The sequence below is a fragment of the Metabacillus sp. YM-086 genome (assembly GCF_048059995.1).
Classification (GTDB): domain Bacteria; phylum Bacillota; class Bacilli; order Bacillales; family Bacillaceae; genus Metabacillus; species Metabacillus litoralis_B.
The window spans coordinates 1-15892 of sequence record NZ_JBLUOI010000024.1; the positions used below are offsets into that span (position 1 = coordinate 1).

Below are 15892 nucleotides of genomic sequence, written 5' to 3' on the forward strand. Positions count from 1 at the left end.
AATTGAACATACCTTTTCGTTGAATAATTCATTACGGTATATTGCTAAAGAAGGTCGTCAAGTTTATCGATCTTTTATTCCAAGAGGATTCCGCTATATGTTGTTAACAATACGGAATTTCAACAAGCCTTGTAAAATCTTTCGGGTGAAGGTAGATGTTACCACCTTTCCAACTGGTCATGTAGGTGCTTTTAGCAGCTCGGATTATCAGCTAAATCAAATCTGGGAGATCTCTAAACATACGATTCGTATGTGTGCTCAAGATACAATTATTGATTGCCCAGCATATGAACAAGCATTATGGACTGGTGACTCTTATAACATATCGTTAATGAACTACTATACATTTGGTAACTATGATTTAGTTAAAAGATGTTTAAGGTTAATTTCCAAGTCTGTTTATCGTTCACCTTTACCAGAATCACATGTACCAAGTGGATGGCAAAATGTCTTAACTGCATGGTCGATTTTATGGATGATGGCATGTAAAGAATATTATCGATATAGCGGTGATTTGGAATTTATTAAAGAGGTTTATCCTGAACTAAAGTTAACAGTAGAACGTTTTAAGGAATTTATGAATGAAGATGGGTTAGTAGAAATTTCAGCTTGGAACATGTTGGACTGGGCTCCTATGGACACAGAGCATAAAATTGTTACACATCAAAACGCTCTTCTTGTTGATGCCTTAAAGCAAACAGCTTATTTAGCATCGATAATTGGAGAATATGAAGATGAAAAGGGCTTTTTAGCATTAGCTGAAAATCTTAAGGAAGCAATCAATACTCATCTATGGGATGAAGAAAACATGGTTTACGTTGATAGTATTCATGAAAATGGAACAAAATCAGAAGTTAGAAGTGTACAAACAAATTTAATTGCCTTTATTACAGGTTGTGCTGAGGGAGTTCGTAAGGAGTGTATAGAAAAATATCTAAAAAACCCTCCTGAAAACTTTGTGCAAATAAAAAGTCCTTTCGTTTTGTTTTTCTATTATCAAGCTTTGATGGACTTAGAACGTAACGACTTAGTTTTAGACAATATACAAAATAATTACGGTTTTATGTTAGAGCACGATGCTACTACTTGTTGGGAGGGCTGGGAGTTGATTGAAGGTGACTTTAGCAGAAGTCATTGTCATGCCTGGTCAGCAGCCCCTACTTATGTGTTTGGCGTGCTTTTTTTAGGAGTGAAACCTATTGAACCAGGATTTACAAAAGTAGAAATTTCTCCGAACCTGAACGGTTTAAAGTGGGTGAAAGGATCAGTCCCATTACCACAAGGAAAGATTAATATTTATTGTAAAGACTTGGGAGATTATATTGACTTGCAAATCACGCTTCCTGATGAGGTAGAAGCAAACATTAAACTACCAAACAAGAAAACTAAAGTTCTAGTAAATGGAAAACATAACGATCAAGTAGAAAATGGCTTTGTTCACTATCAGTCTAATTTAGTTAAATGTCATTAGTTTAGGGGGAGAGGTAAGATGAACGACATACAAGTGTTCAATTTAACATGTGAGTATCAAATAAATCCACTAGGATTAGACGTGAAAAAGCCACGTGTTAGTTGGAAAACTCATTCTGATAAACGAGGGACTTTGCAAATTGCTTACCAAATCCAAGTTTCTCAAACAGAAAATAATTTTCAAAATCCACTTTGGGATACAGGCTATACGGAAACAGATCAATCCATTCATATTGAATATGGAGGTCCTGACCTAGCTTCGTTTACAAGGTATTATTATCGTGTCAAAGTGTGGGATAACCACGGGCGTGAGTCAGAGTGGAGTGAAGTTGCATGGTGGGAAACAGCTCTTTTTGAATTAGAAGAGTGGAAAGCAAAATGGATAACGCCTAATCCTGAAGAAATTGACCCTGCAACTAAAGCTGCTTTTCTATTAAGAAAAGAATTTCTATTAAAAGATAACATTACCTCTGCACGTATTTATGCAACAGGTGTTGGTCTATATGAGATCTCGATAAATGGAGAAAGAGTTGGTAATGACCTACTAACTCCAGGATGGACTAGTTACAGTAAACGTATTCAATATCAAACATATGATGTGACGTCTCAGTTAAAAGGACAATCAAACGCAGTAGGAATAATGGTGGCTGATGGTTGGTTTAAAGGAAATCTTGCATGGGAAGGTAAGAGAAATTTATATGGTGAAAAACGAGGAGTATTACTTCAATTATTAGTCAGATATCAAGATGGGACGGAAGAAGTTATTGTAACTGATGAATCTTGGAAAACCTCAACTGGACCGATCCTTTATTCTGAAATATATCATGGGGAAACATATGATGCACGCCTTGAACAGGGTGGATGGAGCGAGCCCTCCTTTTATGATGCAAAATGGAAACATGTAATTGTTCATGATATTCCTTTAACAAAGTTGGTTGCTCAAGAAAACAATCCAACACGTGTAACAGAAACAATTAAACCTCAGTCTGTATTTGTTACTCCGGCAGGTGATACGGTTTTAGATATGGGGCAAAACATGGTTGGAAGAATGAGATTTACTGTAGATGCAAAGGCAGGCACTAAGATTATTTTAAATCATGCAGAAATACTTGATAATGATGGTAACATCTATTTTGGAAACCTTAGAACAGCAAAACAAAAAGTAGAGTATATAACTAAGGGTGAGGGACCTGAAACATATGCACCATATTTTACGTTTCAAGGTTTCCGCTATGTTAAAGTAGAAGGCTATCCGGATCAAGAAAATGGTCTTTCATTAGATCATTTTCTTGGAGAAGTCATTCATTCAGATATGCTGCCAACAGGTGAATTTGAATGCTCCAATCCAATGGTCAATCAACTTCAAAAAAATATTCAGTGGGGACAACGTGGTAATTTTGTAGATGTACCAACTGATTGTCCGCAACGTGATGAGCGTTTGGGATGGACTGGAGATGCTCAGGTTTTCATTCGTACTGCATTATTTAATTACCACGGAGGACCATTTTTTACAAAGTGGCTTCGTGATTTAGAAGCAGACCAGTTACCAGATGGAGGAGTTCCTTTTGTTATTCCAAATGTAATCGATGGCCATTCCTCTGCAGCATGGGGAGATGCAGCTGTTATTTGCCCTTGGACAGTTTACCTAAGTTATGGAGATAAGAGAATTCTAGAGGAGCAGTATACAAGTATGAAAGCTTGGGTGGAATACATCCGTTCTCAAGGTGATAATGAATTCGCTTGGAACACAGGATTTCATTTTGGAGACTGGCTTGCCTTAGATGCGAAAGAGGATAGCTACTTTGGTGCAACTCCAAATGAATTAGTTGCAACGGCTTTTTATGCTTACTCAACTCAACTTTTACGTGATACTGCAAATGTTTTAAATAATGCGGAAGATGTTAAAGAGTATACAGACTTATTGAATCAAATTAAGAAACATTACAGAGATGAGTTTATAACACCATTAGGTAGGTTAGCTGTTTCAACACAAACAGCTCATGTCCTTACATTAATGTTTGACCTTGTTGTAGATAAGGTTAAAGAACGAGTAGCAAAAGATTTAAATGAGATGATTTTAGAAAATGACTATCATCTTCAGACAGGATTTGTGGGTACACCATATTTGAATTTAACTCTTTCCGATAATGGGTATCATGAAACAGCAATGAAGCTACTTCTTCAAGAGTCTTATCCATCATGGCTATATCCTGTTACTAAAGGAGCAACAACCATCTGGGAGCATTGGGATGGATTGAAAGAAGATGGATCATTCTGGAGCGATGATATGAACTCTTTCAATCATTATGCATATGGAGCAATTGGAGATTGGATGTACCGAGTCGTTGCAGGACTAAATATGGATGAGTCAGAACCAGCTTATAAAAAGATTCTCATTCAACCGGAAATTGGTGGAAGAGAAATGACGTACGCACGTGCCTCACATAATTCAATGTATGGACAGATTGTATCCGCATGGAATATAACACATGAGCAAATTCGAATTGAAGTGGAGATTCCTGTTAATACAACTGCACATATATTCTTGCCAAATGCAAAGATAGAGGATGTAGTAGAAAGCGACATTACTCTAAAAGAAGCAACAGGAATAATTAACTTATTACAAAAGGAAAATGGTGTATCTATTGTGGTAGGTTCGGGTTCATATCATTTCATGTATACAAATGAAAGAGGCCTTAAACAGATCTATTCAGATGATTCAAGAATAATAGATTTGCTAGCAGGAGAAGAAACAAAAGAAATACTAGAAGCTTTTGTGCCAGGAATATCAAACCCTAATGGTGTTTTAGCTTCATTAAGAATACAGCCAATTAAAAAATTGCTAGATCACCCTATGGCGAAGGTAAATCGAGAAAAACTTAATAAGTTGATTGGTAAGTTAAATTCAATAGAGTTTGAATTAGATACAGTAAAACAATAAAAAGATAAACTTTTTCAATTCATTTTCTTGCAATAAACAACTAGAGGAATCATTCAACTAAGTTAAATCTTCAATGTATATGATATATAGATCTCTATTAAAGGAAGCACTATGTATCTTTAAAAAGATTTTTTCTTATTGGATTTCCTCTTTTTTATATTGAAAAGCAACAAGTTTATAACGATGAATAGCAACTAAATGGCGCATGAAATTGTATAATAAAATTTCTGAATATTTAGTTATTTATACAACAAACATTACTTTTAGGGGGTGAGGCTTATACATAATATTTTAAATTCAAGTTGAAAAGCTTGTAATAAAGGGTTTGGAATTTTTATTATCGACGCAAAGGAAGGGGAGACTTTTATTGAGAAAGATTAAGAGATTAGGTAAAACATTTGCAGCTGCTTTAGTAGGTTTAACAGTTATTACATCTAGCTTTAGTCCTGTAAGTGAGGCAGCACAAAGTAATGGAAAGGGGAAGAAAGACCCGATAGTTTTCAAAACACAGGTAGGTGGTGTTTTTGAGGGTATGCCATTATTTGATGGAAATCCTAAACACTTAGATGCCTATGTTGATAAGTATTTTGAATACACTGGTCTTGAAGGTCCTGCTGTATATGCTACAGGATCGCGGAATCATTACACCCTGCAGCAAGGAGAAAATAAAGGGAAGGTAATTCCGGGTGCTTTGTCAGCAGCTAACGATGGTCAGGGAGTTTCAACTGATTTTCCTGCCCTTGTAGGTATGGGGCAAACTTGGAATAAGCAACTAGTCTCAGATATAGGGAAAGTAATAGGAAATGAAAAAATTAGTACGCTAAAAGTTAAGCAAGGTGAGTCTAATCTCCATCCAGCTGGTTGGGGGGATGATCCTAATGCTTCCAAAACTGTAGCATTTACTGTTATAAGTGATCTTCGTATTAATCCACTAACTGGTAGATTTGACGAAGGATTTACAGAAGATCCTTATTTGGGATCAATTATGGTTGATAATATGGCTGCAGGACTAGGAGGCACCGATCAGCCTGAAAGTGATGACGGTTTTTGGATGCGTGCTGCAGTGGGAGGTAGACACTTCTCTGTTTATCATTCACAATGGTTCCGTCAGAATGCTGAAAATAGTGCGAGTGCAAGATCTATTTATGAGTATCATACAAAAAGTTCATTGGAAGCGCTTAAAACAGGTTCCTTATCAGGAGTCATGACATCTTTTGGAGCTACAAACGGGATTCCGAATATTATGTCTCCATATCAAACTTATGCAAATAATATTTCAAAATATGGAGTTTATAGTTCACCTGACTTTAACGCAGATGCCCGTGTGTTTGAAGAAGGTTCCTTTGGGAATGGGTATGACATGAAGTATGCTAAAGATAGAACTCATGCTACTGTTTTAATGCTATTAGCAGATGCGAACGCTGGAAGACCGATGCCATCAGTGGATTTTGCAAAAACGGATGTACTAGCATTAGTTGATGCTGTGGAAAAAGGCTTGTATGGTATTACAAAAGAAGATTTAATTGATGCTGCTCGTCCACATGTGAATCAAATGGTTCGTGTTGGAATTTTTAATGAAGTAGATGAGAATGGAATCCCTAAATACTATCCATTTGCTGATGATGCTGGAGATGTAGCTGAGAGTAAATCAAATTATAGTACACCTGAACATCAAGAGATTGCCAAGAAAGCGGCAGAAGAAAGTATTGTACTATTAAAAAATGATGGAGTATTACCATTAGATAAAAATAAAAAAGCAGCTATTTCTGGAATTTATGCTGATGCACGATTTAAGACAACTTATTCTGTTGCAGTAACTCCAGATATAGAAAACTCTGGTCTATCACCGTTATCGGCAATACTTAAAGAGGTCGGAAAAAAGAAAGTTTCCTATCATACTGGAAACCCAGTGATTGGTTTAACATCTAAGTTGAACGATAAGGCTGTTTCTGTGGGTGAAGCTACCGACGGTGGACAGTTATTTACAACAAATGTTGAATTAAGTGCTGAAAACAATGCTCAATTATTTGAAGTATATGACTGGGGACAAGAAGGTCAGAGTTTGCTGTCGCTCTATAATAATCGATGGGTCACTTCCCCTGATAAAGGGAATCTTGCAATTGGAAACACAGATGATACGATATTGAATCTCACAAGCAATGACTGGGATGGACATCAAATTGAATCAGGAGATACAAGTACAATTCCACCTAGATTAAGATTTGAAGATAATAAGGATGAGACAGTTTCCATTGTAACAAATGGTTATTTAGCTGGTTTCGGTGGTTCTTTTGTTAACTGGTATTATGCAAATGGCCGTTTTGTTTCTACAACCGAAGCTGGAAAACTAGAAACTACATCTAATACACTTACAAATGCAGAAAATGCAAGCAATCGTGGTAAGAATGTGAAATTTGACAAAACAATTGTTAAGGGAGTAGGAGAAGATGCAGCAGCACGTGCAACAGAGGATGATTATGCAGTTGTGTTTGTCGGTGCAATCCCTAGACATAGTGCTGGAGAAGGTAACGACCGTTCAAGCTTAGATATGGGGAAAAATGATTATGAATTAGTTGAAAAGGTATCAGCTGCTTTTGCTGCACAAGGTAAAAAGACAGTTGTTGTCGTGAAATCTAGCTTCCCGGTTGGAATAGAAGAAATAGAAAAAAATCCAAATGTTTCAGCTATTGTGTATCAACCATATGCTGGTCAATATGATTCTCATGCATTAGCAGATGTTTTATATGGTGACTCTACACCAACAGGACGTTTATCGTCTACATGGTACAAAGACTTATCAGCATTCCAAACACTTGATAAATATTCAATTCCAGAAGGTCAAAATGCAGTAAAACTTGAGGATGTTGATCCCCGTTTTAAGGTGGATATGACAAATGCAGATCCAATTGAGTCCAATTTAACTTATATGTATACTGATGCAGCTGTTACTTATGAATTTGGCTATGGGCTTTCTTATAGTGAATTCAAATATAGCGACCTTAAGGTTCCAAATACAGCTAACGATAAAAAACCGTTTAATGTGTCAGTAAATGTGAAAAATACAGGTAAAGTGGAAACATCTGAAGTTGTCCAACTTTATATTAAGAATAATGATTCAGCATATGGTGAATCGGCCCCTAAGAAACAACTTGTAGGATTTGAAAAAGTCCAAATTGCTCCAGGAGAAACAAAGAAAGTTACACTTACGGTTGACCCTGAGACGTTCAATGTGTGGGATGTTAATAAAGGTGATTTCATAGTTGAGGATGGCCAATATACCCTAATGGTTGGTACCTCTTCAGAAGAAATTAAGGAAGAAAAAACAATCAAGGTAAATGGTCAATCTATTAAACCTTTAAAGGAAAAGTCAATTAATGTATTTGATCATAGTTTTGCTTCAAATGAAGTAATATACCAAGAAGTTTCGAAGGCAAGAACGGTAAGTAATCTAAAAGACGAAAAAATCGTTGGTGGTTACCATGCTGTAAGATCTAAACAAGAAGGATCATGGGTAGCGCTACCAAAAGTCAACATTTCAAATGCAAGAAAAGTAACTGCAAGAGTGGCTACAAATGTGAAAGGAGGTAAAATTTCATTACATGTAGGTTCTCCTGAAGGTAAAGAGATAGCAGTTCTTGAAGTGCCTAAAACACAACCAACCTCTTATAAAGTTAAAAATACAGAGGTTGAAGTGAATGAACTTGGATATGTAAATGTGACAGCTAATTTGAAAAAACGTGTTAAGGGTAACAATGATCTCTATGTTGTATTCCATGATGCAGATTTAAGAATTGATAGTTTAACTTGGTCTAAATAAGGTAAGTATTTAACGGAGTATAAAACAATTAAAAGTAAATAATATTGCAATAATTTAAAGGTGTGTTGAAGGGAAGAAATTCCCTTTGACACACCTTTTCCTTTTTGGAAGAAACATTCAATTTACAGAAGGAGAAGTTTTTTGATGTATTGATAAAGTTTCTTATACTCAACATATATTCAGCAGGATAGCTAAAAAAATTCTTTGATTCAAGCAATCATACACTTGCTTTTGTTATATAAATCCGTGAAAACGGTCGCTAAAATAGAATGATAAATCTTTATTATTTGATCAAGTTTTAAAAAATTGGAGGAATCAAATGAATGTATAAAACTATCAAAATACATGAAAGAAAAAAGGGGTTAAAAAACATGAATTTTTTTAGAAATATGAAAATCTCAAATAAAATAAGAGTAATTATTATGCTAGGTATAGTTTCTTTGTTATTAATTGGGTATTTAGGAATTACCAACACGATTAGTTTGTCTAAACAAAGCGAAGAAATGTATAATGAGCAACTGGAGTCAATAAGCATACTTGGAAAAATTAAAGCAAGCAATAGATTAATTGACTCACTGACCTTTCAAATTATGGCTGAACAAAGTGAAAAAATGAAGAATCAACTTATTCAATTTCAAAACGAAGAAGTTAATACGAACTCTAATCATATAGCAGATTTAAAGAAAACCAATCTATTAAAAGAAGAAGAGGAACTTTTAAAAAAATATTTAGGAAATAGTACGATTCTTGCTCAAGCAAGAAAGAGTGCTATTGAAGGTTTAAAAGAAGGCATAAGTATAGAGGAAAAAAGGGAATTAATAATTGCTAATGAAATTATTGTGGACCAATTGATTAGTAATAAGGAGAAAGCTGCAGGGGCAACGAATAGAGCAAATAATGAAAAAAGTAAAAATATACTTTACACTATGGCAATCATAATAATTATCACGATTAGCTGTCTATTATTATGTGGTATGTACATCAGCAAACTTATTACTAAACCTTTATATGATATAAAACAGTTATTGGGAAGAGCAGAAAAAGGAGACTTTAGTGTTTCAGGTTCTTATCATTCTAAAGATGAACTTGGTGATCTAACATTGTCTTTTAATCAAATGCAAGTAGGGCTGAGGAAAATGCTAATAACAGTTGGTAAAGCATCAAGTAGAGTAATTTCAACATCAGAAGAATTGAGGATCTGTGCTGAACAAAACTCAAAAGCTAGTGAACATATCTCCGCCTCAATTGAACAACTTTCTTCAGGTGCAGAACGACAAGCGATGACAATAAAAAATAATTCTAATAATCTTGAAGAAATCGTGAAGTTTACCGAAAATATATCGAAAAATGCACACCATGCATCGAATACGGCAAAACAAACTTCTGAATTAACAAAAGGTGGAATAGAAACTGTTCATATGATGACTGGTCAAATGAATTGTATTCACCATAATGTTCAGAGTCTAGCTGATGCAATAAAAGGGCTTAGTAATCGATCAAGTCAAATCGGGAAGATTAATAGTGTTATTACATCTATTGCAGAGCAAACCAACTTATTAGCGTTAAATGCTGCAATCGAGGCTGCACGTGCTGGCGAAGCTGGAAAGGGCTTTGCTGTTGTTGCAGATGAAGTACGAAAATTAGCTGAGGAATCTGGAAAATCTGCTAAACAAATTAATGGGTTGATTACAACCATACAAATAGACACAGAGAATATAATTTCCTATATGGATAAAGCAATGAGTGATGTAAATATTGGCACTGACGTTGTGTCTGAAGCTGGTCGGACATTTAATGATATTCAGCAATCAATAATTAATTTAGAATTAAATGTTACAGAGGTAGCTGAGTCTATCAAACAATTAGAAACAAATACAGACACAATTCAATATACAATGGAGGATGTGTATGGAATTGCAGAAAGAGCATCCCAAGGATCAAAGAATGTAGCGGCTACTAGCCAAGAACAGCTTGCTTCGACGGAGGAAATTACAGCTTCTGCAAACAGTTTAGCAAATATGTCCGAAGAATTACAATCATTATTATTGCAGTTTAAATTTAGTATAACGAAGATTTCATAGAGTTTGGAATATCGAATAAATAAATAAATCTTTGATTCGAGCAAAAATTCGCTTTCATTTTAACATTACTTATCGTGAAAGCGATTGCTAAAATGTGATTAACATAAGAAATTAGTAATGAATCTAGTAAGTATTTTGGGGTGCGGTTTTTGAAAGTAACATAGCTTATAAATGAAACCGCTACAATTTGTGCAATCAACAAGTAAGGAAGTGAAATATTATGCAGACAGCAAGAGATTACAATTTGTATTATGAAAAAACTCAAAAAACTGAGTTGAAAATGAGAGAAACTGCTTCATATATTGGCGGCGGACTAGGGAATTCACTCCTGTCAGGTCTGATCAATGTTTACCTGATGATTTATGCTACAGATGTTTTTGGAATATCAGCTTTAGCGGTAGGTTCAATCTTTTTTATTGCAAAAATTGTTGATGCGATTTCGGATCCAATTGCAGGAATTATTGTGGATCGAACAAGAACACGATACGGTAAATTCAGACCTTACTTAATCGTAAGTAGTATTGTTTGGGTTGTTTTAACAATCCTTCTCTTCAATGGTCCAGATCTTTCTGATTCAGGGAAATTCACATACTTACTAGCATTCTATATCTTATGGGGACTAGCATTTACCTTTTTCGATGTACCTTATTGGAGTTTCTCAACAGTAATGACTCAAGATGAAACAAAGCGAACTAGACTAGTTTCAATTGCTCGAGTGTCAACACTTGTAGGATTAATTCTTTTAATGCTAGTAGGTGGGCCAATGGTTGCTTATATAGATGGAATTGATCCAGGAAGAGGTTATTCTAATCTAGCCATTGTTGCATCTGTTATAGCACTAATCTTTATGCTGATTATGGCCTTTACGTGTAAGGAAAGGGTAAAATCTAGTAGTGAAACAATTAGTTTAAAGCAAACTTTATCTTATTTAAAAATGAATAGACCTTTACAGCTAACCCTTTTAACTGCTTTCTTAGGATTATCAATGCCAATTTCTCAATCACTTTCGGTCTATTTTGCTGTTAATAACTTAGGTAGTATTTCATATATGGCGATGTTAAATGTACCTGCTTTAGCAGTTGTCTTTTTTATTCCGATTATCGTGCCAGCTTTAACAAAGCGATTTGAAAAAAAATATATCTTTCTAGCTTGCTCAATTGCAAATGCTTTGGTTCTTTTAAGTTTATTCTTAATTGGCTATAACAATTTAACACTTGTTTTTATTCTAAATGGTATCACCTTACTATTCGCGTTAATTAACTCAACAATCGTTTCATTGTTAATTACAGATTCAATTGACTTTGGGGAATGGAAAACTGGAAATCGTTTTGAAGCTATTTCCTTCGCAGTACAATCATTTACAAGTAAGTGTCAAGGAGCAATAACAGGTTTAGTAGTTGGTTTCATTTTAACCTTTATTGGATATCAAGCTGCTTCACAAAGTCAAACTGCGGAGACAGTTAATGGAATATTTACTGGATTTACGCTAGCTCCCGCTGTAATTGGTATCATTGCAGCCATTCCAATTCTTTTCATTAAGTTTTCTGGTAAAGTTCGAGAAGAGGCAATTGAGGAAATAAAACAAAGACGACAAGTCTAAATACAATAACCTACTCGTAGAGACTATTATCCGGAGTAGGTTATTTTGTAGTTATTCGAATTACTGAAAAAGTTTAAGTCAGTATAAGATTCTTTGGGGATCTGAAGATTGCAAAGACTTTTTAAGTATTTCCTAGAAATGGAGTATTATTTAGTGAAGGTAAATAATTTGTGAAGAGGGTTGAGCTAAAGTTCCCTCTTATTCTAATTAATCAACTAGTAAATCTACGGCAATAAACTCCAAAAGCGCCCTCACCGCATACGACTGATATCGATCTTTTTTTGTAATAATCCCAAGCTCCCACATTGGTGGAGAGGTTAAGGGGATCATCATAATAGCCTGTTGATCCATTTTTTCATAAATTGATTTTGGTAGAAGCGTAATTCCTAATTCAGCTCCAACGAGTTCTGTGATTAAGTCCCATTGAGAGCTTTCATAAACGATATTGGGATGAAAACCTGCTTCCTTGCAATGGTTAATAATGAGCTCATGTAATGCAAATTCTCTATTAAATAAAATAAAGTTTTCTTCGGCTAATTGGTGAAGTTTAACCTCATTTGAGTTTGCCAATGTGTGAGATTGGTTGGTATAAAGCATAAATTCTTCATTAATAAACGGAGTGATATTGAACTTACTATCGTCTGTTGGTAAGACGATCATTCCCACATCAACTTGTCCTTCATCTACTAAGTGTTCAATTCTTTTTGCGCCAAGTTCAATTAATTCTAAAGAAACCTCAGGATAAAGCTCTCTGAATTTCTTTGCAATAGTAGGAAAGAAAAGAGTTCCGATTAAAGGAGGAATTCCTATTTTAATTTCTCCAGTTGGGAGATTCATTAAATCATCTAATAATCTAGATAGTTCGTCTGTGCTTCCTAAGATTTTAATAGCTTGTTTATAAACAATTTCCCCAGCATCAGTTAGACTCAACTTACGAGTTGACCGTTCAAATAATTCTACCTTTAGTTCTGACTCCAGTTTTTTAATGGATTTACTTAAGGTAGGCTGTGAAATATAAGTGTTTACCGCTGCTTTTGTAAAGCTTCCGTAGTTAGCAACTTCTGTAAAATAACGAAGATCTTTTAATTCCAAGCTCATCACCTTTTATTCTTATTTGTAATAAATTTTATAACTATTATTCATTTTACTCATAAGTGAGATTGCTGTAAATTAATAAGTAAATATATAACAAAGCTTCAGAATAAACTCTTATTAAGGGAGGAACTTGAAGATGAGTCAAGATGAGGTTGTGATTGTAAGCGCTTTACGGACGCCGATAGGACAGTTTGGCGGTAGCTTGAAAAATATAAGTGCTGTTCAATTAGGTGCAATTGTTATCAAAGCGGTGATGGAGAGAACTGATATTAATGGAGATATGATAGATGAAGTGATCATGGGGAATGTGCTTCAAGCCGGACTTGGTCAAAATCCAGCTAGGCAAGCAGCGATAGAAGCAGGTTTGCCACAACATGTTTCTAGTTTCACGATTAATAAAGTGTGTGGCTCTGGATTAAAGGCTGTTCACTTAGCTTCACAAGCAATCTTAACGGGTGACGCCGAAATCATTATTGCTGGTGGAATGGAAAATATGAGCCAAGCGCCTTATATTACCATGGGAGCAAGAGAAGGGTATAAAATGGGTGATCAAAAGCTTATAGACAGCATGATTCATGACGGACTTTGGTGTGCATTTAACGATTATCATATGGGAATTACAGCAGAAAATATTTGTGATGAATACGAATTATCACGTCAGGAACAGGATGAATTTGCGGCATGGAGTCAGGAAAAAGCAGAAAAGGCTTTGAAAGAAGGAAAATTTAAAGATGAAATCGTGCCGGTTACGATCCCGCAACGCAAAGGGGAACCCCTTCTATTTGATAAGGATGAATATGTTAAGCCTGGGACAACTGTTGAAAAGCTGGAGAAGTTAAGACCTGCATTTAAAAAGGATGGCAGAGTAACAGCTGGTAATGCTTCAGGAATTAATGATGGTGCGGCTGCAGTTCTAATGATGAGTGCGCGCAAGGCTGAAGAGCTTGGTATAAAGCCTTTAGCAGCGATTAAAGCAAATGCGAGCGCTACTGTTGATCCAAGTATTATGGGAATTGGTCCAGTTCCGGCAACAAAGAAAGCATTGGAGAAAGCTAGATTAAGTGTTGAAGATTTAGATCTTATTGAAGCGAATGAAGCCTTTGCAGCACAATCGTTAGCAGTAGGAAAAGATCTTCAATTTTCAAAAGATAAATTAAATGTAAATGGAGGAGCCATTGCATTAGGGCATCCAATTGGAGCAAGTGGAACAAGAGTATTAACTACACTTATTCACGAATTGAAGCGTCGCAATGCTAGATATGGATTAGCAACATTATGTATCGGTGGCGGTCAAGGAGTTTCAACGATTATTGAAGCCTATTAAGAGAGAGGGGTATGGAAGATGAAGAAAATATTTACAAGCTTTGAAGAAGCTGTAGCAGAAATTAAGGACGGCATGACATTAATGGTCGGTGGTTTTGGATTAGTTGGAATTCCTGAAAATCTTATTAAAGCTCTTCGTGATAAGAATATAAAAGATTTAACGGTAATTTCAAATAACTGTGGTGTAGATGATTGGGGACTAGGTTTACTACTAAATAATAAACAAATTAAAAAGATGGTATCTTCTTATGTTGGAGAAAATAAAGAGTTTGAAAGACAAGTATTAAGTGGTGAATTAGAAGTTCAACTTACCCCTCAAGGATCGTTAGCAGAGAAAATTCGTGCAGGCGGAGCAGGAATCCCAGCATTCTATACTCCAGCTGGTGTAGGAACACCAATTGCAGAAGGAAGAGAAACGAGAGAATTTAATGGGAAAGAATATTTATTAGAAGAGGCTCTTACTGCAGACTTCAGTTTAATAAAAGCTTGGAAAGCTGATAAATTAGGAAATGTTATTTACCGAAAAACAGCACAAAACTTTAACCCAATTATGGCTGCTGCAGGAAAAGTAACCATTGTAGAGGTCGAAGAAATTGTTGAAGTAGGTGAGCTTGATCCAGATGCTATCCATACGCCAAGTATTTATGTTCAAGGACTTATTGTTGGAAATCATGAAAAACGAATTGAGCGTTTAACTGTTCAATCTTAATAGAATAATAGAGGAGGGGAATAGTATGACAAATGTACGTGTGAAAATTGCACAAAGAGCTGAAAAAGAAATTCAAGACGGTTTTTATGTGAATTTAGGAATAGGAATGCCAACAATGGTTGCGAACTATATTTCTGAAAATAAAAATGTTGTACTTCAATCTGAAAATGGATTATTAGGGATTGGACCATACCCAACTGAAGAAGAGGTAGATCCGGATTTAATCAATGCGGGAAAAGAAACTGTTACAGCCATTAAAGGAGCTAGCTTCTTCAGTAATGCAGAGTCATTCGCGATGATTCGTGGTGGCCATATTGATGTTGCTATTTTAGGTGGAATGGAAGTATCTGAAAATGGTGATCTAGCAAACTGGATGATCCCGGGCAAAATGATTAAAGGCATGGGCGGTGCAATGGATTTAGTTCATGGTGCTAAAAAGATTATCGTTATTATGGAGCATGTTAACAAAGCCGGCCAACCTAAAATTTTGAAAAAGTGTACTTTGCCGTTAACAGGGCAAGGTGTTGTTGATCGAATTATCACAGATCGGGCTGTTATTGATGTAAAAGAGGATGGCTTACATTTAATTGAAGTGGCAAAAGGATATAGTGTTCAAGACATAATTGATTCGACTGAGGCGGAGTTAAAGATTTCTGAGAATGTTTTGTGTGATGTTTTTTAACTAGATTTATATATTTTAAATACCCTTAATAGAAACCTATAATAGGTCTCTATTAGGGGTATTTTGTTTTCTATTATACATGATACATATTAGTATCAGTGATGCCATTATGTATCACGTCTAGATAGGTCAATAAAATAGCCATATATCTAAAAAAACTATAATTGCTTGATA

9 protein-coding genes are annotated in these 15892 nt (G+C 35.4%); 8 read left to right on the forward strand and 1 reads right to left on the reverse strand.

Translation table 11 applies throughout. From position 1 onward, the window contains the following. From ACEWK1_RS12090 to ACEWK1_RS12110, 5 genes are all read left to right on the forward strand, one after another. A partial coding sequence (locus ACEWK1_RS12090; protein WP_416636324.1) for an alpha-L-rhamnosidase C-terminal domain-containing protein occupies nt 1-1471 on the forward strand: 1471 nt, incomplete at its 5' end. Between the two features lie 18 nt (nt 1472-1489). Beyond that, on the forward strand, nt 1490-4411 hold the full coding sequence (locus tag ACEWK1_RS12095; protein ID WP_416636325.1) for a family 78 glycoside hydrolase catalytic domain: 2922 nt from the start codon (nt 1490-1492) through the stop codon (nt 4409-4411). 367 nt (nt 4412-4778) lie between these two features. After that, nucleotides 4779-8228, forward strand: coding sequence for a glycoside hydrolase family 3 C-terminal domain-containing protein (locus ACEWK1_RS12100; protein WP_416636326.1), 3450 nt, complete (start codon nt 4779-4781; stop codon nt 8226-8228). Between the two features lie 371 nt (nt 8229-8599). Further along, on the forward strand, nt 8600-10309 hold the full coding sequence (locus ACEWK1_RS12105) for a methyl-accepting chemotaxis protein (RefSeq protein ID WP_416636327.1): 1710 nt from the start codon (nt 8600-8602) through the stop codon (nt 10307-10309). A gap of 220 nt (nt 10310-10529) precedes the next feature. Continuing rightward, on the forward strand, nt 10530-11909 hold the full coding sequence (locus ACEWK1_RS12110; RefSeq protein WP_416636328.1) for an MFS transporter: 1380 nt from the start codon (nt 10530-10532) through the stop codon (nt 11907-11909). A 207-nt stretch (nt 11910-12116) separates the two neighbouring features. Here the strand turns inward: ACEWK1_RS12110 and ACEWK1_RS12115 are convergent, their stop codons facing one another. Then, nucleotides 12117-13001 (reverse strand): LysR family transcriptional regulator, encoded by an 885-nt coding sequence (locus tag ACEWK1_RS12115; RefSeq protein ID WP_416636329.1) that lies wholly within the window; start codon nt 12999-13001, stop codon nt 12117-12119. Nucleotides 13002-13140: 139 nt separating this feature from the next. Between ACEWK1_RS12115 and ACEWK1_RS12120 the strand changes: the two genes are divergently transcribed. Genes ACEWK1_RS12120 through ACEWK1_RS12130 form a run of 3 tightly spaced genes read left to right on the forward strand, consistent with a single transcriptional unit; the run spans nt 13141 to nt 15718 of the window. After that, nucleotides 13141-14328 (forward strand): acetyl-CoA C-acetyltransferase, encoded by a 1188-nt coding sequence (locus tag ACEWK1_RS12120; protein ID WP_416636330.1) that lies wholly within the window; start codon nt 13141-13143, stop codon nt 14326-14328. Between the two features lie 18 nt (nt 14329-14346). Next, a complete protein-coding gene (locus ACEWK1_RS12125) occupies nt 14347-15036 on the forward strand; it encodes a CoA transferase subunit A (RefSeq protein WP_416636331.1) in 690 nt (229 codons plus the stop codon). A gap of 25 nt (nt 15037-15061) precedes the next feature. Next, nucleotides 15062-15718 carry a CoA transferase subunit B gene (locus tag ACEWK1_RS12130; protein ID WP_416636332.1) on the forward strand — a complete coding sequence of 219 codons (657 nt, stop codon included), beginning with the start codon at nt 15062-15064 and terminating at the stop codon, nt 15716-15718. Nucleotides 15719-15892 lie beyond the last annotated feature (174 nt).